This is a genomic window from Brenneria populi (assembly GCF_036016195.1).
Taxonomy (GTDB): Bacteria; Pseudomonadota; Gammaproteobacteria; order Enterobacterales; family Enterobacteriaceae; genus Brenneria; species Brenneria populi.
Window position 1 is genome coordinate 44,580 of sequence record NZ_JAYWTM010000015.1, and the last position, 26,621, is coordinate 71,200.

Sequence of the window (26,621 nt, forward strand, 5' to 3'; positions counted from 1 at the left end):
TGACGAGATATCATGTTCAACGCTTTCTTCCTACTAGGCCTACTACTAAACGCATCTACGTTGCGCGGTATGCCGGTGGGCGAAACTCAGAACTGATTTCGCACCATCCAATAAAAAAACCCGCGCCGATGCGCGGGTTTTTTTTTACTACTCGCCGGGCGCCAGTAAATACGATAAGGAATCAAACCGATGAGCCAACAAGTTATTATTTTCGATACCACATTACGTGACGGCGAACAGGCTTTGCAGGCCAGTCTGAGCGTGAAGGAAAAAATCCAGATCGCACAAGCCCTGGAAAGGATGGGCGTTGACGTGATGGAAGTCGGCTTTCCGGTCTCCTCCCCGGGTGATTTCGAATCCGTACAGACCATCGCGCGCCAAATCAAAAACAGTCGCGTCTGCGGTCTGGCCCGCTGCGTGGACAAAGATATCGACGTCGCCGCCGAAGCGCTGCGCGTCGCCGAAGCCTTCCGCATCCACGTATTTCTGGCGACCTCCACGCTGCATATCGAATCCAAACTGCGTCTCTCTTTTGAACAGGTGGTGGAGAAAGCGGTTCATTCGGTAAAACGCGCCCGTAATTACACCGACGACGTGGAGTTCTCGTGCGAAGACGCCGGCCGTACGCCCATTGATAACCTGTGCCGCATCGTTGAAGCGGCGATCGACGCCGGCGCGCGCACCATCAACATTCCGGACACCGTCGGCTACACCACGCCGATTCAGTTCGGCGGCATCATCACCACGCTGTACAACCGCGTGCCCAATATCGATAAAGCCATTATCTCCGTACACTGCCACGACGATCTGGGCATGGCCGTCGGTAACTCCATCGCCGCGGTTCAGGCCGGCGCGCGCCAGGTTGAAGGGACGCTGAACGGCATCGGCGAACGCGCCGGCAACTGCGCGCTGGAAGAAGTGATCATGGCGATCAAAACCCGTCCGGATATTTTGCAGGTGCAGACCAATATCAACCATCAGGAAATTTACCGCACCAGCCAGTTGGTCAGCCAGATTTGCAACATGCCGATCCCGGCCAATAAAGCGGTCGTCGGTTCAAACGCCTTCGCCCACTCCTCCGGTATCCACCAGGATGGCGTGCTGAAAAACCGCCAGAACTACGAGATCATGACGCCGGAATCCATCGGCCTGAAAGAGGTGCAACTGAACCTGACCTCCCGCTCCGGCCGCGCGGCGGTGAAACACCGTATGGAAGAGATGGGTTATAAAGACAGCGATTACAATCTGGATAATCTGTACGCCGAATTTCTGAAATTGGCCGATAAAAAAGGCCAGGTTTTCGATTATGATTTGGAAGCGTTGGCTTTCATCAACAATAAGCAGGAAGAGGCGGAATTTTATCGCCTGGACTATTTCAGCGTACAATCCGGTTCCAGCGTGATGGCGACCGCCTCGGTCAAACTGGTGTGCGGCGATGAAACCCAGTCCGAAGCCGCTACCGGAAACGGCCCGGTCGACGCCGTTTATCAAGCCATCAACCGCATTACCGGATACCGTATTTCACTGGTTAAATATCAACTGACCGCCAAAGGACAGGGCAGAGACGCGCTGGGTCAGGTAGATATCGTGGCGGATTATCAAGGGCGCCGTTTCCACGGCGTCGGCCTGGCGACGGACATCGTTGAATCCTCCGCGCAGGCGATGGTGAACGTTCTGAACAATATCAAACGCGCTCAGCAGGTAGAAAAAGAAATTCAACGTCTGCAGCAGCACAACAGCAAACAACAAAATAGTCAGGAAACAGTGTGATGACAAAGAGTTACCATATTGCCGTCTTACCCGGAGACGGTATTGGCCCGGAAGTAATGGTACAGGCTCACAAAGTGTTGGAAGCGGTACGCCAGCGTTTCGACATGCGGATTACCACCAGCGAATACGACGTGGGCGGCATCGCCATCGATCGTCAGGGAATGCCGCTGCCGCAGGCGACGGTGGCCGGCTGCGAACAGGCCGATGCGATTCTGTTCGGTTCGGTCGGCGGCCCGAAATGGGTGAACCTGCCGCCGGACGAACAGCCGGAACGCGGCGCGCTGCTGCCGCTGCGTAAACATTTCCGCTTATTCAGCAACCTGCGTCCCGCGCGGCTGTATCAGGGTCTGGAAGCGTTCTGCCCGCTGCGCGGCGATATTGCCGCAAAAGGCTTTGATATTCTGTGCGTGCGCGAACTGACCGGCGGTATCTACTTCGGTCAACCGAAAGGGCGTGAAGGCAGCGGTCAGTACGAACGCGCATTCGATACCGAGGTTTATCACCGTTTCGAGATCGAGCGTATTGCGCACATCGCTTTCGAGTCCGCCCGTAAACGCCGGGGCATCGTCACCTCTATCGATAAATCCAACGTGCTGCAAAGCTCTATCCTGTGGCGCGAAATCGTCAGCGAAATCGCCAAGGGCTACCCTGACGTGAAGCTGTCGCATATGTATATCGACAACGCCACCATGCAGTTGATTAAAGATCCCTCCCAGTTCGACGTGGTGCTGTGTTCCAACCTGTTTGGCGACATTCTGTCCGACGAATGCGCCATGATCACCGGTTCGATGGGCATGCTGCCTTCCGCCAGCCTGAACGATCAGGGCTTTGGCCTGTACGAACCCGCCGGCGGCTCCGCGCCGGACATCGCCGGTAAAAATATCGCCAACCCGATTGCGCAGATTTTATCTTTGGCGCTGCTGCTGCGCTACAGCCTGGGCGCGGATGAAGCCGCCGACGCCGTTGAAAAAGCGGTGAACACGGCGCTGTCCGAAGGCTACCGCACGGCGGATCTGGCCAGCGAAGGCAACCCGGTGGGAACCGATGAAATGGGCGACATCATCGCCCGGTTTGTTGCGCAAGGGGCATGAGCATGAGTAAAACGTTATATCAAAAATTGTTCGATGCGCATGTGGTCTACGAAGCGCCGGATGAAACGCCGCTGCTGTATATCGACCGTCATCTGGTACACGAAGTGACCTCGCCGCAGGCGTTTGACGGCCTGCGGGCCAAAGGGCGCAAGCTGCGTCAGCCGGGTAAAACCTTCGCCACCATGGATCACAACGTCTCCACCCAGACGAAAGATATCAACGCCTGCGGCGAGATGGCCCGTATTCAGATGCAGGAGTTGATCAAGAACTGCGCCGAATTCGGCGTGCAGCTGTACGATCTGAATCACCCATATCAGGGCATTGTTCACGTCATCGGCCCTGAACAGGGTATGACGCTGCCGGGTATGACCATCGTCTGCGGCGACTCCCATACCGCCACGCACGGCGCCTTCGGCTCGCTGGCCTTCGGCATCGGCACATCGGAAGTCGAACATGTGATGGCGACGCAAACCCTGAAACAGGGCCGCGCCAAGACCATGAAAATCGAAGTGACCGGCGATGCCGCCCCCGGCATTACCGCTAAAGATATCGTGCTGGCGATTATCGGTAAAACCGGCAGCGCGGGCGGCACCGGCCACGTCGTTGAGTTCTGCGGCAAGGCTATCCGGGCGCTGAGCATGGAAGGCCGCATGACGCTGTGCAACATGGCGATCGAAATGGGCGCCAAAGCCGGCCTGGTCGCGCCGGACGAAACGACGTTCGCCTATTTGAAAGGCCGTCAATTCGCGCCGAAGGGCGCGGACTGGGATGCCGCCGTCGCTTACTGGAGCACGCTGAAATCCGACGATGACGCCGCTTTCGACGCCGTCGTTACGCTGAACGCGGCCGATATCGCGCCGCAGGTGACCTGGGGCACCAACCCGGGCCAGGTGATCGCCGTTAATCAGACCATCCCCGCTCCCGAGTCCTTCAGCGATCCGGTCGAGCGCGCTTCCGCCGCCAAGGCGCTGGCGTATATGGATTTGCAGCCCGGCGTCAAACTGACCGAAGTCGCCATTGATAAAGTGTTCATCGGCTCCTGCACCAACTCGCGTATTGAAGATTTACGCGCCGCCGCCGCCGTCGCCAAAGGGCGTAAAGTCGCCAGCGGCGTTCAGGCCATCGTGGTGCCCGGTTCCGGCCCGGTGAAAACCATGGCCGAACTGGAAGGACTGGATAAGGTGTTTATCGACGCCGGCTTCGAATGGCGCCTGCCCGGCTGCTCAATGTGCCTGGCGATGAACAACGACCGCCTGAATCCCGGCGAACGTTGCGCCTCCACCAGCAACCGTAACTTCGAGGGCCGTCAGGGCCGAGCCGGCCGTACGCACCTGGTAAGCCCGGCGATGGCCGCCGCCGCCGCCGTTACCGGCCGTTTTGCCGATATCCGCGAGTTGAATTAAGAGAGAAACCGACATGGCTAAATTTACTCAACATACGGGTCTGGTGGTTCCTCTGGACGCCGCTAACGTTGATACCGATGCAATCATTCCCAAGCAGTTTCTGCAAAAAGTGACGCGCACCGGCTTCGGCCAGCACCTGTTCAACGACTGGCGCTATCTGGATAACGCCGGCCAACAGCCCAACCCGGATTTCGTGCTGAATAAGCCGCGCTATAAGGGCGCCAGCATTCTGCTGGCGCGTGAAAACTTCGGCTGCGGCTCTTCACGCGAGCACGCGCCCTGGGCGCTGACCGACTATGGCTTCAAAGTGGTGATCGCGCCGAGCTTCGCCGATATTTTTTACGGCAACGCGTTCAACAATCAACTGTTGCCGGTGACGCTGAGCGAAGCGGATATCGATACCCTGTTCAAGCTGGTCGACGGCGAGGAAGGGATCGCGTTTACCGTCGATCTGGAGAATCAGGTCGTATTGGCCGGGGGTAAAAGCTATCCGTTTACGATCGACGGCTTCCGCCGCCACTGCATGATCAACGGTCTGGACAGCATCGGCTTGACGCTGCAGCACGAAGCGGCCATTGCCGATTACGAAAAAAATCAGCCGGCGTTTCTACGCTGATCGCGCAAAGAGGTTCCCCTGCGGAACCTCTTTTTTTTCCGCCAGGAAAAACATAAGTAAAATAAATAAATTTATCGCCAGTATAGTTATCACTCTTATCATTGCCTTCCGCGTTATACCGCAGCACGCCCCCCTTCAGATGCGCCGAGTGTCACAAAACCGTTGTCGATCATTCACAAAATTGTATTGATTCCACCCAATAATCACCCGAGTGAATTTTACCCAATATAAACAGTTTTAATGTGTTACTGCTTGTTTTATCTCACTTCTGGCCACATGGAGAACGTCATGAAAATGCGTTACGCAGCGTTGGCGCTGTCACTGTCTATCGTTACATTCGCCCTTCCAGCCCAGGCGGAGTTCAAACTGGATAGCCGCTATACCGATGCCGATGGCGATATGGTCGCCGATACCCCAACCGACAAAAAGCGGCTGGTCGATCCCGACACGCTGATTTTCGCCTATACCCCGGTTGAAGATCCCGCGGTTTACGCGGATATCTGGCAGGGATTCCTCGACCACATGGCGAAAGTGACCGGGAAAAAAGTACAGTTCTTCCCGGTTCAGTCCAACGCCGCGCAAATAGAGGCGATGCGGGCAGGCCGCCTGCATGTGGCGGGATTCAATACCGGCGGCAACCCGCTGGCCGTAGCCTGCGCCGGTTTTCACCCTTTTGCGATGATGGCTTCCAAACAGGGCGCTTTTGGCTATGAGATGGAGATCATCACCTGGCCGGGCTCCGGCGTTGAAAAGGTCGAGGACATCAAGGGGAAACAGCTGGCCTTTACTTCCGAAACCTCAAACTCCGGCTATAAAGCGCCCTCCGCGATCCTCAAAGCCGAATACAACATGGTGCCGGGCAAAGACTTCAAACCGGTATTCTCCGGCAAACACGACAATTCGATCCTCGGGGTCGCCAACCACGACTACCCCGCCGCCGCCGTCGCCAACTCCGTGTTAAACCGCATGATCGCGCGCAACGTGGTGAAGGCCGACCAGATTAAGTCGATCTACAAATCCCAGACTTTCCCGACCACCGGCTACGGTATGGCGTATAACCTGACGCCGGCGCTCCAGGAAAAGATCAAGAAAGCGTTTTTCACCTACCCGTGGGAAGGATCGAAACTGCTTGCCGAGTTCAAAAACTCCGAACCGCCGCAGGAAACATTTATCCCCATCACCTTCAAGGATACCTGGAAGGTGATTCGCCAGATCGATGAAGCCAACGGCGTCACCTACACATGCAAGTGACCCGCCATAAAAATGGGCTGGCCTATGCCGGCCCCGCCGCCCGTATCGGAGGTCGTGATGCTGCGCATAGCCAATCTGAGTAAAACTTACCGAATCGGCGACAGAGCGCTGAAAAATGTCAGCCTGGACGTCCCCGCGGGGCAGATTATCGGACTGATCGGCCCCTCTGGCGCCGGCAAATCGACGCTGATTCGCTGCATCAATCGGCTGATCGAGCCCAGCGACGGCCGCATTTTTCTGCACAATGAAGAGATTACCGCCGCCCCGCGTCCCCGGCTTAGGGCTTTTCGTCGTCGTATCGGTATGATTTTTCAGGAATATTCCTTGGTCGAGCGGCTTACCGTTATGGAGAACGTCTTATCCGGCCGTCTGGGATACGTGCCCTTCTGGCGCAGCTTTTTCCGCCGCTATCCGCCGCAGGATGTGGCGAACGCCTTTGCGCTGCTGGAACGGGTGGGGCTGCGCGACCATGTCGACAAACGCGCGGATGCCTTGTCCGGCGGCCAGCGTCAGCGCGTCGGTATCGCTCGCGCGCTGGCGCAAGACCCGGAACTACTGCTGATCGATGAGCCGACGGCGTCGCTTGACCCTAAAACGTCCCGGCAGATTATGCGGCTGATTAGCGAAATTTGCCGGGAGCGAGGATTGCCGGCCATCATCAATATTCATGATGTGGTGCTGGCGCAGAATTTTGTCGAACGCATCATCGGCCTGCGCGCCGGCGAAATTGTTTTCGACGGATCGCCCGATCGGCTGGACAACAGCGCGCTGACGCGCATTTACGGCGAAGAAGATTGGGCGGCGATGCGTCGGCAGGTAAAGGACGACGAGACTGACGCCGCCGCCCGTCTGGATCTTCCCGACGGCAAAATAATCGAGAGCCTGTAATGACCGCTACCCGTTATCCCGCCGTCTGGCGGCGGCCTCCGCGCTTTATCCGCAACCGGGCGATGCGCTGGCTCGCCTACGGCGGATGCGCGCTCTATCTGTTCGCGGCGCTTTCCTCAATGGAAGTGAACTGGCTGCGGGCCTGGGAAGGCCTCGACCGGGGCTGGCGCTTCTTGCAGGGATTTCTGCAACCGGATTTCCTCTCGCGCTGGCGCGATATTCTGCCCGGGCTGCAGGAGAGCCTGACCATGACGCTATGCTCGACGGTGGTCGGTATTCTGATCGCCATCCCCATCGGCGTCGGCGCGGCGCGCAACCTGACGCCGATGCCAATCTATATGATTTGCCGCGGCATTATCGCCATCTCCCGGGCCTTCCAGGAGATTATCGTCGCCATCCTGATGGTGGCCATGTTTGGTTTTGGGCCGTTCGCCGGATTTCTGACATTGGTTTTCGCCACTGTCGGTTTTATCGCCAAACTGCTGGCGGAGGACATTGAAGAGACCGACGCCGCCCAGATCGAAGCGATCCGCGCGGCCGGCGCATCCTGGCCGCAGCTGCTGAACTACGCGGTGCAGCCGCAGGTTATGCCGCGGTTGATCGGGCTTTCGCTCTACCGCTTCGATATCAATTTCCGCGAATCCGCCGTCATCGGCATCGTTGGCGCCGGGGGAATAGGCGCCACGCTGAACACCGCCATCGACCGCTACGAATATGATAGCGCCAGCGCCATCCTGCTCATCATCATCGCCATCGTCATGGCGGCGGAATACTTTTCCAGCCTTATCCGCAAACGGATCCAATAATGTCAGACTTAGAGACGAAAACATCACTCCCCGAATGGCGTCATCAGACAACCGCCGCGGAGCTGCTGCAGTGGGCGGGGTGGCTGGCGCTGGCCGCCTTTTTCCTCTTTTGTTGGCAGTTGATGACCAAGGATACGATTTGGTCGTTCGTCTACGATGCGCCGGCGCAGGGAGAGGATATTCTGACGCGCGCGTTCCCGCCGCGCTGGTCATATTTGCCGCAGTTGCTTATCCCGCTGTGGGATACCATAAATATGGCGACGCTGGGCACCCTGGGCGGCGCGCTTATCGCCGTGCCCGTCGCTTTTCTAGCGGCGCGCAACACCACGCCGGCGGCGGCGTTTATCCGCCCTGTCGCGCTGCTGATCATCGTCTCGTCACGCTCCATCAACTCATTAATCTGGGCGTTATTGCTGGTTTCGATACTCGGCCCCGGCATGATGGCCGGCACTATCGCCATCGCGCTGCGCTCCATCGGTTTTATCGGAAAACTGTTGTATGAAGCGATCGAAGAGATAGATGAAAAGCAGGTGGAAGCCGTGATGGCGACAGGCGCCAGCCCGATTCAGGTAATTGACTATGCGATAGTCCCGCAGATCCTGCCTGGCTTACTCGGCATTGCCGTATTTCGCTGGGATATCAACATCCGCGAATCCGCCATTCTCGGTCTGGTGGGCGCCGGCGGCCTTGGCCTCAACCTACAGGCTTCGCTCAATATGCTGGCCTGGCCGCAGATCGTCGTCATCTTTCTGCTGATTCTACTGACCGTGCTGGCGTCTGAATGGATATCGGCGGCGGTGAGAAAAGCCATCACCTGAACGTAATGCCGTTCACTTAAGCCGGTTTTTAGGGGAAACGCCTCGCCCCGGTGGTCGCCCCGAGTATCTCGGCGCTTAAACGATCGGCATTATTAGCTGAACGGGTGATGACAGCGAAAAAAAAGCCAGCGGAAGGTTCGCTGGCTGGTGAAACCGCACCATTACTCAGAATATTTTTCTACACGTAACCTACGATTGGCTATATCCAGTGGCGGTAAGCCTCTTCCGGCATCTCCTCGATTTGCCACTGCGTCGCCTGCTGCAATAACGCAACCCGCTGTTGTACCGATATCCCGCTTAGCCAGTTGGCTTTACCGGCGGCAAGATAGGTTTGATAGAACCGATACAGTGATGAAGTTTTCATAATCCACCTCCCCGCTTTCCTTGCATGAAAGTATCAACGTAATATAAGGAAAGATAAATTGATGACTTTAGCGCGGGGAGTTCCTCTTTTATGTCTTCATCTCGTCTGCAACAACAGTTCATTCGTCTGTGGCAGCGCTATCAAGGGCAGAGCGCCGAAACGACGCTGCAAGAGCTGGCGGGGGTATTAAGCTGCTCCCGCCGCCATATCCGTTCGCTGCTCGGAGCGATGCAGAAGCAAGGCTGGCTTATCTGGCAGGCGGAGGCCGGACGCAGTAAACGCTCGCGGCTCACCTTTGTCTACACCGGGCTGGCGCTGCAGCAGCAGCGGGCTGAAGACCTACTGGAGCAGGATCGTATCGACCAGTTGGTACAGCTGGTGGGCGATAAGGAGACCGTACGGCAGATGCTGCTTTCGCACCTCGGCCGCAGCTTCCGCCAGGGCAAACATATTCTGCGTATTCTTTACTACCGTCCGCTGCGTAACCTGCTGCCGGGTTCGCCCCTCCGGCGTTCGGAAACGCATATCGCCCGTCAGATATTCAGCGGTTTGACCAACATAAATGAGGAAAACGGGGAACTAAAACCCGATATAGCCCACCACTGGCAGATGCTATCGCCGCTGCGCTGGCGCTTTTATCTGCGCCCTTCCATCCGTTTCCACCACGGACGGGAACTCACCATGGCGGATGTCATCAGTTCGCTGACCCGGCTTACCGACTCCCCGCTATTTTCACATATCGACCAGGTGACCTCCCCTATGCCGTTCGTGATTGACGTTCGGCTGACCAGCCCCGACGACTGGCTGCCGTGGCTGCTCGGCAGCGTTTCGGCGATGATTTTGCCGGAGGAGTGGCGCACCCTGCCTGATTTCGCCCGCCGCCCTATCGGAACCGGCCCTTACGCGGTAGTGCGCAATAACGATAACCAGCTGAAGATCAAAGCGTTCGATGACTATTTCGGCTATCGCGCGCTGATTGACGAAGTCAATATCTGGGTTATTCCCGACGCCACCGAGATCTATCCCTGCTCTCTGCATCTGGAATCGGACGACTCGTCTCATAACCAGTTGGAAAGCCGTATGGAGGAAGGCTGTTATTTCCTTCTTTTCGATATGCGTTCGGCGCAGGCCAGTCAACCGGCGGTGCGCCGCTGGCTGTGCCGCACGCTCAACCCGATAGCCCTGCTGCGCCATGCGGATATGTCCCGCCAGCGCGACTGGTCGCCGGCTTACGGCCTGCTCCCGCGCTGGCATCACCGCAATCCCGTCGATGCGCAGCAAAAGCCCGAAGATTTACAGCGGCTTACCCTGACCCTCTACCGCGAGCATCCTGAATACCGGGTTATCGGCGATCTGATGAAAAAGGTGCTGGAGGAGCAGGGCGTGCGGCTCGATATACAGACGGTAAGCTACGAAGCGTGGTATCGCGGCGAGGCGCAAAGCGATATCTGGCTAAGCAGCAACAACTGTTATCTGCCGCTGGAGTTCTCGCTGTTCGCCCTCCTTTACGAGCAGCCGCTGGTACAGCACTGCCTGAATGAAGATCTGCCCGGGGACGCCGCCCTGTGGCGCGGCAAGACGCTGTCGGTGGCCGAATGGGGGGAAAAGCTGGTCGGCAACGATCAGCTGCATCCGCTGTTTCACAATTGGCTGCAGCTTCAGGGGCAGCGCAGCATGCGCGGCATCCGCATGAATACCCTGGGATGGTTTGACTTTAAATCCGCCTGGTTCGCGCCGCCGGAAAACTGAACGTCCCGGCTTTCGCTGCTCACCATAACTCTTTACAATGGTGCGTTCTCAACGGGGTGCGGAAAACGTTGGCGCCGGCGCGGCGCGGTTTTCGCTGAGAAAATACCCGTCGAACCTGATCCGGTTAATACCGGCGAAGGGATTTGGGAGTGCTCGTCGCTAACTCAAAGACCTTTGCCACCCTATGACGACAGGAGTGCAAAGTGTTACATATCGCTTTATCCAAACCGGCGCGGTCGCCGCGTTCCACCTCCATATGGAAAAAAATCCTCCCCGCCCTGTTGCTGACGGCATCGGCCGCATCGTTCGCCAAGCCGGCGCTGACGGTCTACACCTATGACTCTTTCGCTTCCGAGTGGGGCCCCGGCCCGGTGATTAAAACCGCCTTTGAAAAAGAGTGCGCGTGCGAGCTGAATTTCGTCGCTCTGGAAGATGGCGCCTCGCTGCTGAACCGGCTGCGCATGGAAGGAAAAAACAGCAAGGCGGATATTATCCTGGGGCTGGATAATAACCTGCTGCAGGCGGCGCAACAGACCGGCCTGTTCGCCAAACACAATCTGGATACCGGAGCCGTCGTTGATGTTCCCGGCGGCTGGGACAATACCACTTTTATTCCCTACGACTACGGCTACTTCGCCTTCGTCTACGATAAGAATCGGTTGAAGAATCCGCCGAAGAGCCTGCATGAACTGGTGGATAGCCCCGAACAGTGGAAAGTGATCTACCAGGACCCGCGCACCAGCACCCCGGGGTTAGGTCTGCTGCTGTGGATGCAGAAAGTGTACGGCGATGAAGCCCCGCAGGCATGGCAAAAGCTGGCGAAAAAAACGGTGACCGTCACCAAAGGCTGGAGCGAAGCCTATGGGCTGTTCCTGAAGGGCGAAGCCGATCTGGTGCTCAGCTATACCACCTCTCCCGCCTACCACATCATTGAAGAGAAGAAAAACAACTACGCGGCGGCAAACTTCAGCGAAGGGCATTACCTGCAAATCGAGATCGCCGGACAGCTTGCCGCCAGCAAGAACCCGGAGCTGGCCCATCGTTTCATGCAGTTTATCCTGACCCCGGCGTTCCAGCAGGCGATCCCGACCGCCAACTGGATGTATCCGGCGATCAAAACCGATCTGCCGGCCGGATTCGCCGACCTCGTCATTCCGAACAAAGCCTTGCAGTACGACTCGCAACAGGTTGCGGAACAGCGGAATAATTGGATCCGGGCGTGGCAACAGGCCGTCAGCCGCTGAGCGCGGGAAGCCTGTGGCCCGGACGGCTGGCCGCAACGCTGCTGATTACGGTAGCGACGCTGGCTTTCGGCGCCTTATGGCTGCAGGCGCCGGACAGCCAGTGGCAAACCCTGCGGCATGACGGCTATCTGTGGCATGTTGTCCGCTTCACGTTCTGGCAGGCGTTTTTGTCGGCGCTGCTCTCCACCGCGCCGGCGATTTTTCTGGCTAGGGCCTTGTACCGCAGGCGCTTTCCCGGCCATCGCCTGCTATTGCGCCTATGCTCCATGACGCTGGTTCTGCCGGTGCTGGTGGCGGTTTTCGGTTTGCTGAGCGTTTACGGGCGCCAGGGCTGGCTGGCGCGTCTGCTCGATCTCTTTGGTCTGCCATACGCTTTTTCCCCTTATGGGCTGCAGGGTATTCTGCTGGCGCATATTTTCTTCAATCTGCCGCTGGCCACCCGTTTGCTGCTGCAAGCGCTGGAAGGCATCGCCATCGAGCAGCGCCAGTTGGCCGCCCAGTTGGGAATGAACGGCTGGCAGCACTTCCGCATCGTCGAATGGCCCTGGCTGCGCCGCCAGATCCTGCCGGTGGCCTCGCTGATTTTTATGCTCTGCTTCGCCAGTTTCGCCACCGTTTTGTCGCTGGGCGGCGGCCCCAGGGCGACCACCATCGAACTGGCGATTTATCAGGCGCTGAGCTTCGATTACGATCCGTCGCGCGCCGCGCTGCTGGCGCTGATTCAGATGACCTGTTGCCTGGGATTGGTTCTGCTGAGCCAGCGTCTGGGCAGGATCCTGCCGGTCGGCAGCACGCAGCAAGCGACGTGGCGTAACCCGCAGGACAGCCTGTTCAGCCGGATAGGCGATAGCCTGCTGATCGGCGCGGCGTTACTGCTGATCGCGCCGCCGCTGCTGGCCGTCGTGGTCGACGGCGTCAACCCCTCGCTGTTGGCGGTAGTGCGACAGCCCGCGCTGTGGCAGGCGCTGTTCACCTCGCTGCGTATCGCGCTGGCGGCGGGCGTCATATGCGTTATTCTGACGATGATGCTGCTGTGGAGCAGCCGGGAGCTTAAGCTGCGTCAGCAAGCGCTCTACGGCCAGTTAATGAATTTGAGCGGCATGCTGATCCTCGCCATGCCCGGCATCGTACTGGCAACCGGCTTTTTCCTGCTGCTGAACAATACGTTCGGCCTGCCGGAGTCGCCCTATGGGCTGGTGGTGATGACCAACGCCCTGATGGCCATCCCTTACGCGCTTAAGGTACTGGAAAATCCCATGGTGGACGTCGCCGAACGCTATAATCGCCTGTGTCTGTCGCTGGACCTCCGCAGCTGGCGACGGTTGAAAATCATTGAACTGCCCGCGCTGAAACAGCCGCTGGCTCAGGCGCTGGCGTTCGCCTGCGTATTGTCCATCGGCGATTTCGGCGTCATCGCCCTGTTCGGCAATGAGCATTTCCGCACCTTGCCTCTTTACCTTTATCAGCAGATCGGGGCCTATCGCAGCGTTGACGGCGCCGTTACCGCATTGTTGCTGATGCTGCTCTGCTTTACGCTGTTCACCCTGATTGAAAAACTGGCGGATCGCGATGATCTTTCTCGATAAACTCACCTACCTCTATCAAAACTTTCCCATGCGTTTCGACCTAAGCGTCCAGCGCGGGGAACGAGTGGCGATCCTCGGCCCCAGCGGCGCCGGGAAAAGCACGCTGCTGAATCTGATCGCCGGCTTTTTGTCGGCGGAAAGCGGCGAATTACGCCTCAACGGGGAGGATCACCGCCATACTCCGCCGTCGAAACGGCCGGTATCCATTCTCTTTCAGGAGAACAATCTCTTTCCCCACCTGACGCTTGAGAAAAATATCGCGCTCGGTCTGCACCCCGGCCTGCGCCTTAACGCCGCGCAGCGTGAAACGCTGCGGCAAATCGCCGAACGGGTCGGGTTAACCGATCTGCTCGGCCGGCTGCCGTCACAGGCGTCGGGCGGCCAACGTCAGCGCGCCGCGCTGGCGCGCTGCCTGGTGCGCCAGCAGCCGATTTTGCTGCTGGATGAGCCTTTTTCCGCGCTCGATCCGGCATTACGCCAGGAGATGCTGCAACTGCTGGAGCAAATCTGCGACGAGCGCCGGCTCACGCTATTGATGGTGTCGCACAATCTGGATGACGCGGACTATATCGCCCACCGCAGCGTTACCGTGAACGACGGACATATCGTCGAACGGCGATAGCGCGCGCCGAAAACCGGATTTGTGAACCACGGCAACTTTTTATCCCCTCGCGGGTATTGTGTCTTTTCCGTTAGTTATGTTTAGATGAAGCGGTTGCAAACGATTAATAGGATCCCCATGAGACAGCCTTCAGCCACTTTCGCACTACTAAACACCGCGCATGTTGACGCGGTCGTCGTCGTGCGCGTGGTCGTGGTGGTCGTCGGCAGCGCGCCGTAACGGGTTCCGAATCCAGAAAGATTCCCCAACCCCGCCGGCGCAAGCCGAGCGGGGTTTCTTATTTCTCCCTCCCCGCTCCGATACCGCGCCGGCTCTGATGAAGGATATGAACATGCGTTATACAGGAGCCCAGCTGATCGTTCGGCTGATCGAACAACAGGGCGTCACCACGGTCGCCGGCATTCCCGGGGGCGCCGCCCTGCCGCTTTATGATGCTCTCGGGCAGAGTAAAACCATCCGCCATATACTGGCGCGCCATGAGCAGGGCGCCGGCTTTATCGCGCAAGGCATGGCGCGCGCCAGCGGGCGCGCCGGGGTATGTCTGGCCTCCAGCGGGCCCGGCGCCACCAACCTGCTGACCGCCATCGCCGACGCCAAACTCGACTCGATCCCCCTGGTTTGCATCACCGGGCAAGTCTCTTCCTGCATGATCGGCACCGACGCCTTTCAGGAAGTCGACACCTACGGCATCTCCATACCGGTCACCAAACATAATTACCTGGTGCGCGATATCGAAGCGTTGCCGCGCGTTATTCCCGAAGCCTTTCGCATCGCCCAGTCCGGCCGCCCCGGTCCGGTATGGATAGATATTCCCAAAGATGTGCAAACCGCAGAAATCGAGCTGGATGAACTTCCGGCGATAGCGCCCGACTCCGCGCCGCCGCTCGTCGACCGGCGGAAAATAGAGCAGGCCGCGGCGATGATTAACGCCGCACAGCGTCCGGTGCTCTACCTGGGGGGCGGCATCATCAACGCGTCGGCGCATAGTCAGGCGGTTCAACTGGCGGAGCGCGCCGGTTTGCCCACCGCCATGACGCTGATGGCATTAGGCGCTATGCCGGCCGATCATCCGCTGTCGCTGGGAATGCTGGGCATGCACGCGGCGCGCTCGACCAATTTAGTCTTGCAGCAGGCGGATCTACTCATTGTGCTGGGCGCCCGCTTCGATGACCGGGCGATCGGCAAAGCCGAACAGTTTTGCCCGCAGGCCGGCATTATCCATATTGATATCGATCCGGCCGAACTGGGGAAAATCAGACAGCCGCACGTCGCGCTGCATGCGGATGTCGCGCAGGCGCTGGACCAATTGCTGCCGCTGGTCGAACCCCGGCGGCGCGCCGTCTGGCTTGACGCGGTCAGCGCGCTGCGCCGGGAGTTCCCTTTCAACATGCCGGACGCGGACAACCCGTTAAGCCACTACGGGCTGATACGGGCGACCGCGGAAGCGCTGAGCGACGACGCCGTCATCGCCACCGACGTCGGCCAGCATCAGATGTGGGTCGCGCAGTCTTATCCGCTGCGCAGGCCGCGCCAGTGGCTGACCTCCGGCGGGCTGGGCACCATGGGATTCGGCCTGCCCGCCGCCATCGGCGCCGCGCTGGCCGAGCCTGAGCGAACCGTGGTCTGCTTCTCCGGCGACGGCAGCCTGATGATGAATATTCAAGAGATGGCGACGGCGGCGGAAGCGGGACTGAACGTTAAAATAGTTCTGATGAACAACCAATCTCTCGGCCTGGTGCATCAGCAGCAGGAGCTGTTCTTTCAGCAGCGCATTTTTGCGGCCGACTACCCCTATCGCACCCACTTTCTGGCTATCGCCGCCGGCTTCGGCTTTTCCACCTGCGATCTGAACGCCGCGCCAGATCCGCGCGCGGCGTTGTCTGAAGCGCTGCATCGGCCGGGTCCCGCCTTGATCCATGTGCTCATTGACGCCAATGAAAAAGTTTACCCGATGGTGCCGCCGGGCGCCGCCAACATCGATATGATTGGAGACTAATACCATGCCGAATCAATCTATTTCAAACCAGGTGACGCTGGAGCTGGCGGTCCGCAACCACCCCGGCGTCATGTCCCATGTATGCGGGCTATTCGCCCGCCGGGCGTTTAACGTTGAGGGGATTTTATGTATGCCGCTGCCTGGCGGCGACGAAAGCCGCATCTGGCTGCTGGTAAAGGACGATCGGCGCCTGCAGCAGATGATCAGCCAGGTCGAAAAGCTGGAGGATGTACTCCAGGTACGCCGCCACGGCGATGAAATGCGTATTTTTGATCAGGTCTCGGAATTTTATCGGTGACATTTTTTACGACGGGCTTCCTGCCCGTCGCCCTTCGGGCCGTCACTGTGTCACGTTGAAAAACGCTCCCGGCGTTTTTTTACGACGGGCTTCCTGCCCGTCGCCCTTCGGACCGTCACTTTGTGACGTTGAAAAACGCTCCCGGCAAATTTTTAGCCCCTAAAATGACTGACTTAAATAAGTTCGCCGGAATTAATAGGAGACGGGATGCCTCTCGGCGCAGCCCAGCCAACGGTTGGCTGGGCGAATTCGTTTCCGCTGAATTTGTTCTTTGATTACCCTCTTCCTACGCCGCGAATTATTTAGAATATATTAACCTCACACATGACGCTGAATAACGCCGAGCGCGTTAATTGCATATCGATAAAATAAAAAGCCATCATTTCTTATTCGTCTCGACGCCCATTATTAAGTTCACCAACAATTAACAAAACAACAACAAATTTCGCAAAAAAACCGTCATTTTCATAGCACACAAACAAATAAAAAACAACGCTTATTACTCTGCTTTTACAAATCAATTTCATAATAAAGATAGTTATTAACGTGTACTATTAATAAACATCGTCAATCAAATCAACTAACATAAGAAAATTGAAACAGAAAACCATAAAATATTTTTATCTATTAGTAATAAAAAACGCTAAGTAATAGATTTATATCTTAAATCATCACGGCTTCGGGAAAGAAGTAATTAATAGAGAATACGTCGGGAACGAACATTATCAGCCAAAGACCAACTTTTGATAAGGGATAGGATGTTTCTTATTAATTCCATATCCTTACTCAGATAAGTGATTTGGGCGGTGAAGTTCGGTTAACGCACATACAGTTTGAAATATGGCGAGTATATATGGCATGTGGAATGATAAAAAAAAACAAATACGAGATTATCGCCATTTTTCGTGAAGAACTGAGAAGGAAGACGGATATAGAAATAAAACTTAATGATAAGAGCATTATAACCAGAATAACAAAAGTGGATTTCTCTGAATTTCATATAAACATTAGTGAGAAAATTCAAAAAAATAAAATATTTGGGTTCATCCTGCATAGTGATTGCGGAAAAATAGAATTCAGTTGCGCGCTGAAACGCGCCTATAGCCAGAACTGCAATAATAAATTTTCTTTTATTCTACCAGAAAACATTATGGTAGCCCAGAGAAGACGCCATCAGCGAGTATTATTACAAAATGATTATGATTTTTCGTGCTACGGAAGATATAAAAACGGGGAAAACTACCAGTTCAAGATAAAAGATATTTCCAATGAAGGATGCGCATTAATATCGGAAAATCCTAATATGAAATTTCTCGTCAGTGATGCAATGCTCAAAAACTCAATTTTAGCATTTGCGCTATATGGCGAATTCACCACCAATCTGACAATAAAAAACGTCACTACTGTTAACAGAATTGATACTGATGGGAAGTGCCATATTTATTATCAAATATCCTGTCAATTCAACTTTAAAAACCCTGCTGACAAAATAAAAATAGAAAAGTTAGTCATGGAGTTAATTATGGAAAACAAACGTAAAAAGAGAGTGTTATAAAGGATAATATAATGTTACTCTATACAGATAATAATTTTATAGGCTACTCCATCTATAATTACCTGATCTCAATGAATAAAAAGGTAAACTGCCTTTGCTTCAGTAAATTAAATATAATTCAGCCTAGTAACATCGGCAGGCTTATTTTTCTTAACACTATCAGCAAGAACATATCTTCCGCTGAAGCCATCTCTTTGCTGAACAAAAACAGATCGCTGCTATCGCACTCAACCGTCGTTTTAATCGTCAGAAGCGAAATTTCAAACATATGCAGTGAACTGATCAGGCTTGACAATCCATTAATTCTGACGGAAAAGTCATCTCTTGCCGAGTTTGCTGCGGTAATTAACAAGTACCGATCCTACATAGATAGCTACGCGCCGCGTATTAACAAAAAATTAACCATGAGAGAACGCCAGGTTCTGGAGCTTATCGTTGCAAAATATAGCGGTAAAAAAATAGCCCATGCGCTCAATATCGAGTATAAAACGGTTCATTCTCATAAAATGAACATCTTGAACAAGCTGAGAATTCATAATTCTATGGAATTGAACAAAACAATCGTAAAAATAATCAACTGAAAAACGAATAAAAATATCGCCAGGCATTCTCAAAAAGTATAAAATAGCGGAGATTAACTGGCGATCGGAATTAGCCATATTATTGTCAATTTAAAATTATTACACACAGCGCATACGTTTGATACACAATTCCGTCTTTTTTAGTTTACTAACCATCTAATGAGAGATAATGAACAATAAAATAGTTATCCCTAAAAGTTTATCGCGAAATGACATATCGATTAGTTATGTCTTTCAAAAAATGTTTTCCCCGCAGGGGAAACTTGTCGCCGTTGAATGCCTAACCCGATTTTACTCCACTCATGTTTCTTCTGATTATTTTTTTCGCAACGCTGGCAACCGCATTCGTGAAGTTATTTTCATGGAACAGCTGGCGTTAATAGAAAAATATAAAAATTGGTTTTTGGAAAATAATATTTACGCAACGATAAACGTTGACGATCACACCCTTACCCTGCTGCATGACAACCGTATGATGAGCAGAATCCAAGAAATTGGCTGCGTCCATTTTGAGATAAATGAGTACTCCAATAGCCTTATCAATGACTATCTGCCCGCGAGGAAGGATATGCAAACACCCGTTTTCTGGCTGGATGACTTCGGTTCTGGATATGCCGGAATGAATATCATTGGCCGTTATCATTTCGATTTTATAAAAATAGACAAAGACACTTTCTGGTATCTTATGAAAAAAGAGTCGGGAAAACAGTTAATGAAGTCCTTAATTACTTTCCTATATAATAATAAGCATAAAGTTATTATTGAAGGCGTTGAGAATGAGGAACATAAGCAGTGGCTGCAGGGAATGGATTGGTTTGCGATTCAAGGGCACTACTGGAAAGAGGTCAGTATTGACGAGCTTATTCCGCAATGATGCGCGAAAGTATGCCCGCCATACCGCAGATTGCATACGCATTGGCTTTGTGACTCGCTCCATCCGTGGAGCTCGCCCTTCGGTGCCAATGCAAATGCATATGACGAATCCGTTTAGTTATACACCAGCTCCCAGGTCGCCCTGCTGATTATCGGCCCGGAGGTCGCTTGCGCAGGCATATGCGTAACATAACCGATATAATAGGTAAACGTCACTTCATCCGCAGCGCTCCGCTGCATCCGCACCTGATTCTGCGACGGATCCGCGGGAATAATCTTATTTGATTCATCCAGCGTATTGTTATCATTCGTCGATAAAGCCAGATAAACATGGGCCGCGCCATCAGACAGCGTATTGGCCAAATAGCCGGAACGCTCATTATTCGCGCTATCGATAAGAGAGCCGTCGACCCAGCGCGCGCTAATATTGCGTAGCGTCTGCTGGCTAATCATATCGCCCCTGCCGGAAATTAATCCGCAGTGAGACAGCTGTAAAGTAAACGCCTGCGGTTTCATAAAAATGCCGGCCGCGCGGCTATGGATCTCGGTAAGGCTTATCGGCGCCAGCCATATATCGCCGTTTCCCGACGCGCTTTTGCCATTCAACGAGACACGGCAGGAAATATCCGTAACGGCGCCGAAAACGCCGCCCGGCCTATTTTCATATTCAGGCGACGCGCCATAAGCGAAGGCGGATAAAATAACGCCGTTGATAAAAACTGCCGCTGTTAACCCGTTAACTATTTTATTTCCGGCATAACCCAACATATATTCTCCCGGACTAATCGTAGGTCAGATTAAATACCATATGGGACTCCACCTCGCCGCTGGTTATCGTCGATAGATACTGATAAAAACGCGCGGTATAAGGCAGCGTAATATATCGGGTTTCCGTCGATTGCAAGGTGCCGATATTGTACTTTTTATTAAATTGAATAGGCGCCCCATCTTTTAACACCTGAACGCCAACGCCCTTCGCCGCGGAGGAGTCGTTTTTTTCATTAATCAATACGCCCTGGCTCTCCGTCGTGCCGGTGGCCAACGTACCGGAGAATGTCGTATTGATATTGGCAAAGCCCGACACGCTGATGCCGCCGCTGCACTGCAGTTGCAAATTAAACGCTTTACCGCCGGCGTAGGTTCCCACGCCGTTCAGATCGCTGCGCTTAATGGCGCCGATATCCACATTCATATTATCGCCGCCAATCACCTTACAAGAGGGCGAAACGATGGTTATCGCGTTCGCGCTCAGATAGGTTTCCAAAATGGGGTCGTTGCCGGACTGCCAGTCATATGAGGTGTATTTACCGCTGGCCAGCGTGCCGCTGCCGGTTACCGACGCGGTTTTAATCACTTCCAGCGTGAAGCGGGAGCCCTCCAGGGAGTAGTAGGTCGGGCGATAGATCGTTGATGAAAACGAGCCCGGATAAACAATATTCACCGTAGAGCCGCCGCGGCTAAAGCGCAGGCCGATGCCCGGCACGTTGGTGGAATAGACCTTATTGCCGAGATCGGTGGCGCCGGAAGCCACCATACTGGCGACGAAGACATTGGTTCCCGCCGTACACCAGTAGCTGGAACCATTGGCCGCCGACATCGTCCAGTTCTGCGTCGCAATCACCGACCCCACCGGCAGATCGGGATTGACCACAATCCGTCCCATAATCATATCCAGTTGCACCGTCGGCTGCTGCGTGAGCCGGGTACAGCTGGCGTAAACGGAAGAAGAGATCAGGGCGAGCAGCCCGATCGCCAGACGCAGCGCACAATTCAGCGACATACTGTTTCCTTTATTTTTTCCTGACCCAGGTTGACCACGCACTGCCCGCCGCTCCATTTCACCGTCGCCCGCTGAACGTCGGCATCGTTGATGAATAGCATGCTGCCCTGGCCGACGATGCCGATCTCCCGGTCCGACGAAGAGAATACGGTGGCGCCGAACGGCAAAGGCGAGCCGTCGGACTGCCGGGCGCGCAGCGTGATATTGTTTTGCACCTTGGTGCCGAACGTCACCTTCACCACGCTCCCTTCCCAGGGCACCACCTGAGCCAGCGTGCGGTCGAAGGCGATATCCTCATTGCTCCCTTTGGGATCGATCTCAACCGCGTTGATGCGATAGGGACGCAGGTACGGCAGAACGGCGTAGCCGTTGCTGTCCACACGGGTGCCGGGCGAGCCGGGCAGCGAGGCGCCGGCCGCGTCTTTGGCCTCCACCAGCGCCAGGGTGCTGCCGGTTTCCGGCGATAAAACCACCCCGCGGCGATGGGCGATTATCGTGCCGCTGGCGCCGACCCCGCTCTGACGATAGCCCTCGCCCTGGCTGTAGCTGCCCGATAGCGTCGCCGACGGCGTACGGTAGCTGCCGTTCAGCGCCACATTGTGTTCGCCGCCGCGAGACGCGGCGGTAGAGACGCCGTAGTTAAGGTTGTTTTCGTTATCCAGGGAACCGTTGACCCCCAGCTGCGTATTGCCGAAGCGGGAGTTATTAAACACCGTGTTCGAGGTGAGATTCGCCGTACGCCTGTCGCCGAAATAGAGCGGATAGCTAAAGTTCAGCGAGACGCGGTCATCGCGGCGATACCCGGAGCTGTCGGGGGTATAGACGCGCTGCACGCCGAGCGACCAAGACAGACGGCCGTACATATTGTTGTAACTGAGCTGATACTGCTTTTCCGTTCCGGAACGGTTCCAGTAATCGGAAATCCTGCCGCTCAGGTAAAAGCCGCCCCAGCCGTCGGGCAGGTTCTGGTTAACGGTAAAGCTGAAGCCATTTTTCTCCCGCCAGCGGGTATAGCGACGATCGCCGTTCTTTTCCTGATCGACCGCGTAGAGCGCATCGCTCAGGTTGTAATAGTTTTTCGTCGAATAACGGTACGCCGCCAGCACGATGCTGGTTTGGGTTTCCGTGAACATGCGGTTGAAGGTGGCGCGGTAGCTCTGGCCGCTGCTATCCGCGCGGTTCACCTTCAGACGCGAATGGGTGACGTCGAACGATAGCGCGCCGATGCCGGTGTTCATCCCCGTTCCGGCTAAAAACGCCTGATACTCGTTAAACCCGGTGGCGCCGAGATAACCGGTGAAGGTGTTGTTTAAACCGCGCTGCCAGGTTCCCTGATACAGCATCGGCTGATGACGCAGGACGCCGTCATCCACTTTGCCGACGGATAAGGCGTAGCGCGTCATCTCCGGGCGCAGCAACTGCGCGATCGAGGCGTAAGGCACGCTGAAAACCTGTACCGACCCATCCGCCTCTTTAACGGAGACTTCGAGGTCGCTGCCGTATCCGGAAGGATAAACATCCTGCAGCGTAAACGGCCCCGGCGGCACCGATGTCTGATAAATCAGGTTGTTGCCCTGACGAACGGTCACCAGCGCATTGCTTTGCGCGATGCCGCGAATTTCCGGCGCATATGAACGCATGCCGTCAGGGAACATATTGTCATCCGTCGCCAGCGTCACGCCGCGCAGGCCGATGGTGTCGAAAAACTCGCCGCTGGTGAATAGCTGGCCGCCGCTGACGATGGAGTTGAGCTGCGGAATGGGACGCTGCAAATAGGTCTGGTTGCTGTTCCAATGCGCGCCGCCCTGCCGCTGCTGCCAGTCGACATTGCCGATATGCTTCAACAGCCAGCCGTCCCAGGACAAACCGGCATTGAGGCCCAGATAGGCGCTGCTGTCGTCCGCCGCGTTGGCGGAAGCGTTATGGCTGGTGTAGGTATTGGCCATCCACCCCAAATTCAGCGCGGGAATGCCCTTATCCCAGAACTCCGGGCCGACGTAATTTTTGTAGCGCTGGTCTTCATAAATTTGCGGCACGGAAATTTCCAGCCGCAGCGAGGACTGGATTAAATTGTCTTTGACCGTCGCATCATCCCGCCACGCCTTCAGCCGCCCGCAAAAACCGCGCTCCCGGCTGAGGTCGGGGTTGAGCTTATCGGTCGCTACGCCGAACCGAATCAACATTTCCCTGGTGTAGCAAATGCCCAACTCGCCATTTTTATCGCGGGTAACATTGAGCTCGTGGCGCCCTTTCCACTCGTTGTTGGTATAGACATCCACCGAGTAGACGCCCTCTGCGATGGCGCTGGTGGAAAAGCGCGACAGGTCGACTTTTTCCCGGCTGCCGACAATAAAGCCGTCGTTGAACCGATATTCGGAACCGGAGCCTTCCTGTGCCCCCGCGAATAGCGGAAAGCAGCACAACGCCAACGCTATCGCCGTACTTAATCTTCCCGGACAGATGGGCCTCTGCTTCATCGTACGTTCCCTTATTTGACGATTATTTTTACCGCGACATCGGCGCCATAGTCATTGATATTATTAACCGTCAGGGTCTCGCCTTTATTCACTGAGGAAGAGAGCGCGATATTCTGGCTGGATAACGGCGCCAGCATTACGGTTTTATTATTCAGCGCGGAGCCGCCATTGCGGGAAATACGGGTAACGGTGATATAAAATGGCGTCGGATTATTTATTGATGCCGCGCCGCCCTGGCCGGTCAGCGTCAGTCGTTCGGCAGCCGTATTGCGATTGCCCAAACCATCCGGGCGGTAAATAAACTTAAAGCGCGAGCGAATCGCCAGCTGCAGAATATTTTGCCCTTCATTTTTTTCGTTGGCGACAACCGGCGGTATTTCAAGAATATTCAGCCACCATAGCGACTCTTTATCTTTAGGCAGCGCGCCGCCGTTGACCAGCTTGATACGCAAAGTCTGGCCGCTCTTGGCATCAACGCGGGAAATAGGCGGGGTAATAATAAAAGGCGTGCTAATGGTATCCGGCGTCGCATCGGCATCGCCGTTATCCAGCCACGTCTGCGCCAGCGCCGGGCGTTCCGCGGTATTAGAAAGCTGTACCGTTATCTCTTTTTCATTTTCAGGATAAATAAAACGCGTGCCGTTAACGATGATGTTATTGGCGTAAGCGGAAAAGCTGAAAATGAAACAGAAAAAAAGGGCGATAGGTTTCATTCTGGCCTCAGAAAATAAGCGGCAGCGTTCTGCCGCTTGAAATTAACGACAACCCCATCGTGATAAGTTCGAGATACACGGGGCGAGTAATATCTGACTTTACCAGTACTCTGAGACGGCAGTATTCTGCCGCTTTAGGGTTGGCCTTAAGCCGCTTCTTTTGCAGGAGCGATCTTTTACGGTTGCGACGCGAATTACTGATAGGTGATCTGGTAAGTGGCGTAGCTGTTGACGACGCCGGTCGTCACCGCGGACGGGGTGTTGGTGGCGTAGCCGACGTAGTAAGTGAAGCGGGCGCCGTCGCTCACAACGCTGGAATCGCCCGCGGCTTTCGGCTGGGAGTCGTCTCCCGGAATGATTTTATTCGTCAGACCGGTGGCGTTGTCGGTCGCCAGAACCAGCTGGATATTCTGCGCGCCGGTGCTCTCGGTGTTGGCCAAATAGCCCTGCTGTTTGGTATTCGCGCCGGCCAGCAGGTTGCCGCCGGTCCAGTTAACGCCCAGTTTGGTCGCATCATTCAGCGCGGTTTTGTCGGCCGCCTGGCAGTTAGTCACATCGATAGTGAAAGATTTCGGTTTCAGATAAGTATCCGCCGCCGCCGCTTTAACTTCGGTCAGCGTAACCGGCGAAAGATAAACGTTGGCGTCGCTGCCCTGGCCGTTTACCGAAACGGTGCAAGATACGTCGGTCACTTTACCGAAAAAATTAACCTGGCCGCCGCCTACATTTTGATCCGCCGCGTTAGCCGCAGAGATACCAAGAGTTGCAGTAGCCACTGCTAATGAGAGGAGTACCTTTTTCATTGCCATTTCCTATGTCGAGGAGAGTTAAGTATCAATAGACAAACAGTCAATCAACACCAGGCCGGATAGGATTTACGCCGGGCCGGCCCGTGCTGCCGTTAATAGAAACTTCGACTTGCCGGAAGCCAATCGGGAACCGACCTCGCAATATGAAGGCATCAAAAAAGCGGGCTTCGGCTAGACAACCCACGCAAAGCCTACCAGCGTCAAAGAATGCTATTTACGGAAAATATACATTCTTCACATATTGTTACGTAAAGGGATTTATAGTTTTAATCTATTAATGATAGAAAAATAATAGTTAAAATATTTTATCGAGTAATTTACAACGCGTCTTCCGACGGGTAATGGTAAGAAGAAAAACGGATGTGATGGATCGCCAGGAGGCGGAAGAGAGGCGGCACGTTTCAACGTCGCCTGCGACGGCCCGAAGGGTGACGGGCAGGGAGCCCGTCATAAAAAAACGCCGTCTGAATGATGCGCCGCCCTTTATTATTTATCGGCCCGGTTTAGCCATTCAGCACCTGCCATAACAGGCGGCAATAAACCGGCATTAGCGGGTGTTGTATCAGCAGCGCCAGACTCGCGCCCGCCGCCGCCAGCGAGAGCGGCGCGACCCAGCGCAGACGATTCATAGGCAGCCGCTGACTGAGCCAGTCGCGTTTTTTACCTTTATCGCCCCGCCGCCAGCGCCAGCACAGCCATACCGCGCTCCATACCAGCAGCGCCGTCGCCAGCAGCAGCCATTTAAAGCCGCCGCTATGGGTCGCGCTGGGGATGTCGATGGCGACGCCGGCCAGAATGCCCGGAAAGAAATAGACCGGCGGCCAGGTCAGGCTGCCAATAATATTGGGTAGCGCGAACTTATAGGGCGGCAGCTCCAGCATACCGGCGACCATGGGGATCAATGGGCGCGTCGGACCGACAAAGCGGCCAATCAGCACCGTCGCGATATGATGCTGATGCAGCGCATGCTCCGTCTTACGCAGCATCGTCTGGTGCTTTTTCAGAAACGACCAGCGATGCAGCGGCTCCTTAAAACGCCGGCCGATAAAATACGAGATCCAGTCGCCCAGCAGACAGCCGATAATCCCCACGCCCCACGCCGGGTACAGCCCCAGCTTGCCGCTGCCGATCAGCGCCCCGAGCGTCGCCATCATCAGCGTTCCCGGCAGCAGCAGCCCCACGACCGCAAGAGACTCCAGAAAGGCAACCAGCATGACCGCGATCAGCGCATAGGTTAAAGATTGTGTTACCAGATGATCCAGCCATGCTTCCATAGATTCCGCCCGTTGTTGTGAAAAAGGGGATTGTCTGGATCTTGCACGATGTCGTCA

At 55.3% G+C, this 26,621-nt stretch carries 25 protein-coding genes and 1 riboswitch; of the genes, 18 read left to right on the plus strand and 7 right to left on the minus strand.

Annotated features, from left to right (window positions below; genetic code table 11):
- The first annotated feature begins 189 nt into the window (after positions 1-189).
- From leuA to phnE (VSX58_RS15105), 8 genes are all read left to right on the plus strand, one after another.
- The gene (leuA, locus tag VSX58_RS15070; RefSeq protein WP_327618807.1) at positions 190-1,770 is read left to right on the plus strand and encodes a 2-isopropylmalate synthase; all 1,581 of its coding nucleotides are present in this window, start codon (positions 190-192) and stop codon (positions 1,768-1,770) included.
- Positions 1,770-2,861: a 3-isopropylmalate dehydrogenase gene (gene leuB / locus VSX58_RS15075; RefSeq protein ID WP_327618808.1), complete on the plus strand. Its 1,092-nt coding sequence runs from the start codon at positions 1,770-1,772 to the stop codon at positions 2,859-2,861. Before leuA ends, leuB begins: the two co-directional genes overlap by 1 nt.
- Before the next feature lie 2 nt (positions 2,862-2,863).
- Complete coding sequence (gene leuC / locus VSX58_RS15080; RefSeq protein ID WP_327612149.1) at positions 2,864-4,264, plus strand: 3-isopropylmalate dehydratase large subunit; 1,401 nt, start codon at positions 2,864-2,866, stop codon at positions 4,262-4,264.
- Between the two features lie 13 nt (positions 4,265-4,277).
- A complete protein-coding gene (leuD, locus tag VSX58_RS15085; RefSeq protein WP_327618809.1) occupies positions 4,278-4,880 on the plus strand; it encodes a 3-isopropylmalate dehydratase small subunit in 603 nt (200 codons plus the stop codon).
- 288 nt (positions 4,881-5,168) lie between these two features.
- Positions 5,169-6,131, plus strand: a complete 963-nt coding sequence (gene phnD / locus VSX58_RS15090; RefSeq protein WP_327612151.1) for a phosphate/phosphite/phosphonate ABC transporter substrate-binding protein — start codon at positions 5,169-5,171, stop codon at positions 6,129-6,131.
- A 57-nt stretch (positions 6,132-6,188) separates the two neighbouring features.
- Positions 6,189-7,019 carry a phosphonate ABC transporter ATP-binding protein gene (phnC, locus tag VSX58_RS15095; RefSeq protein WP_327618810.1) on the plus strand — a complete coding sequence of 277 codons (831 nt, stop codon included), beginning with the start codon at positions 6,189-6,191 and terminating at the stop codon, positions 7,017-7,019.
- Complete coding sequence (gene phnE, locus VSX58_RS15100) at positions 7,019-7,825, plus strand: phosphonate ABC transporter, permease protein PhnE (RefSeq protein WP_327618811.1); 807 nt, start codon at positions 7,019-7,021, stop codon at positions 7,823-7,825. The genes phnC and phnE (VSX58_RS15100) overlap by 1 nt, the downstream gene beginning before the upstream one ends.
- Entirely contained in the window at positions 7,825-8,643 is an 819-nt protein-coding gene (phnE, locus tag VSX58_RS15105; RefSeq protein ID WP_327618812.1) for a phosphonate ABC transporter, permease protein PhnE, read from the plus strand. Before phnE (VSX58_RS15100) ends, phnE (VSX58_RS15105) begins: the two co-directional genes overlap by 1 nt.
- Before the next feature lie 199 nt (positions 8,644-8,842).
- Here the strand turns inward: phnE (VSX58_RS15105) and sgrT are convergent, their stop codons facing one another.
- A complete protein-coding gene (gene sgrT, locus VSX58_RS15110) occupies positions 8,843-9,007 on the minus strand; it encodes a glucose uptake inhibitor SgrT (RefSeq protein WP_327612155.1) in 165 nt (54 codons plus the stop codon).
- Positions 9,008-9,097: 90 nt separating this feature from the next.
- Between sgrT and sgrR the strand changes: the two genes are divergently transcribed.
- The 10 genes from sgrR (at position 9,098) to VSX58_RS15160 (ending at position 19,512) form a co-directional block, all read left to right on the plus strand.
- On the plus strand, positions 9,098-10,756 hold the full coding sequence (gene sgrR / locus VSX58_RS15115) for an HTH-type transcriptional regulator SgrR (protein ID WP_327618813.1): 1,659 nt from the start codon (positions 9,098-9,100) through the stop codon (positions 10,754-10,756).
- A gap of 42 nt (positions 10,757-10,798) precedes the next feature.
- A riboswitch (TPP riboswitch) is annotated at positions 10,799-10,916 on the plus strand.
- A 94-nt stretch (positions 10,917-11,010) separates the two neighbouring features.
- A complete protein-coding gene (gene thiB, locus VSX58_RS15120) occupies positions 11,011-12,000 on the plus strand; it encodes a thiamine ABC transporter substrate binding subunit (protein ID WP_327618912.1) in 990 nt (329 codons plus the stop codon).
- Complete coding sequence (thiP, locus tag VSX58_RS15125; protein WP_327618814.1) at positions 11,976-13,586, plus strand: thiamine/thiamine pyrophosphate ABC transporter permease ThiP; 1,611 nt, start codon at positions 11,976-11,978, stop codon at positions 13,584-13,586. The genes thiB and thiP overlap by 25 nt, the downstream gene beginning before the upstream one ends.
- Positions 13,570-14,208, plus strand: coding sequence for a thiamine ABC transporter ATP-binding protein ThiQ (thiQ, locus tag VSX58_RS15130; RefSeq protein ID WP_327618815.1), 639 nt, complete (start codon positions 13,570-13,572; stop codon positions 14,206-14,208). The genes thiP and thiQ overlap by 17 nt, the downstream gene beginning before the upstream one ends.
- 117 nt (positions 14,209-14,325) lie before the next feature.
- Positions 14,326-14,427 carry an ilvB operon leader peptide IvbL gene (locus VSX58_RS15135; RefSeq protein ID WP_327612159.1) on the plus strand — a complete coding sequence of 34 codons (102 nt, stop codon included), beginning with the start codon at positions 14,326-14,328 and terminating at the stop codon, positions 14,425-14,427.
- 112 nt (positions 14,428-14,539) lie between these two features.
- Positions 14,540-16,204 carry an acetolactate synthase large subunit gene (ilvB, locus tag VSX58_RS15140; protein ID WP_327618816.1) on the plus strand — a complete coding sequence of 555 codons (1,665 nt, stop codon included), beginning with the start codon at positions 14,540-14,542 and terminating at the stop codon, positions 16,202-16,204.
- A 4-nt stretch (positions 16,205-16,208) separates the two neighbouring features.
- Positions 16,209-16,502, plus strand: coding sequence for an acetolactate synthase small subunit (ilvN, locus tag VSX58_RS15145; RefSeq protein WP_327618817.1), 294 nt, complete (start codon positions 16,209-16,211; stop codon positions 16,500-16,502).
- 853 nt (positions 16,503-17,355) lie between these two features.
- The gene (locus VSX58_RS15150) at positions 17,356-18,057 is read left to right on the plus strand and encodes a flagellar brake protein (protein WP_327618818.1); all 702 of its coding nucleotides are present in this window, start codon (positions 17,356-17,358) and stop codon (positions 18,055-18,057) included.
- Between the two features lie 11 nt (positions 18,058-18,068).
- Positions 18,069-18,638 carry a helix-turn-helix transcriptional regulator gene (locus tag VSX58_RS15155; RefSeq protein WP_327618819.1) on the plus strand — a complete coding sequence of 190 codons (570 nt, stop codon included), beginning with the start codon at positions 18,069-18,071 and terminating at the stop codon, positions 18,636-18,638.
- Positions 18,639-18,807: 169 nt separating this feature from the next.
- Positions 18,808-19,512 carry an EAL domain-containing protein gene (locus VSX58_RS15160; protein WP_327618820.1) on the plus strand — a complete coding sequence of 235 codons (705 nt, stop codon included), beginning with the start codon at positions 18,808-18,810 and terminating at the stop codon, positions 19,510-19,512.
- 113 nt (positions 19,513-19,625) lie between these two features.
- Here VSX58_RS15160 and VSX58_RS15165 read toward each other — a convergent pair whose 3' ends face one another.
- The 6 genes from VSX58_RS15165 to VSX58_RS15190 all read right to left on the minus strand — a co-directional run bounded on the left by VSX58_RS15165 (position 19,626) and on the right by VSX58_RS15190 (position 26,564).
- Positions 19,626-20,279, minus strand: a complete 654-nt coding sequence (locus VSX58_RS15165; protein WP_327618821.1) for a fimbrial protein — start codon at positions 20,277-20,279, stop codon at positions 19,626-19,628.
- Positions 20,280-20,292: 13 nt separating this feature from the next.
- Positions 20,293-21,291 carry a fimbrial protein gene (locus VSX58_RS15170; RefSeq protein WP_327618822.1) on the minus strand — a complete coding sequence of 333 codons (999 nt, stop codon included), beginning with the start codon at positions 21,289-21,291 and terminating at the stop codon, positions 20,293-20,295.
- Entirely contained in the window at positions 21,282-23,768 is a 2,487-nt protein-coding gene (locus VSX58_RS15175; protein WP_327618823.1) for a fimbria/pilus outer membrane usher protein, read from the minus strand. The genes VSX58_RS15170 and VSX58_RS15175 overlap by 10 nt, the downstream gene beginning before the upstream one ends.
- Before the next feature lie 11 nt (positions 23,769-23,779).
- The gene (locus VSX58_RS15180; protein ID WP_327618824.1) at positions 23,780-24,481 is read right to left on the minus strand and encodes a fimbrial biogenesis chaperone; all 702 of its coding nucleotides are present in this window, start codon (positions 24,479-24,481) and stop codon (positions 23,780-23,782) included.
- Between the two features lie 194 nt (positions 24,482-24,675).
- On the minus strand, positions 24,676-25,284 hold the full coding sequence (locus tag VSX58_RS15185) for a fimbrial protein (protein ID WP_327618825.1): 609 nt from the start codon (positions 25,282-25,284) through the stop codon (positions 24,676-24,678).
- Positions 25,285-25,793: 509 nt separating this feature from the next.
- Positions 25,794-26,564, minus strand: a complete 771-nt coding sequence (locus VSX58_RS15190; RefSeq protein WP_327612170.1) for a DedA family protein — start codon at positions 26,562-26,564, stop codon at positions 25,794-25,796.
- Positions 26,565-26,621 lie beyond the last annotated feature (57 nt).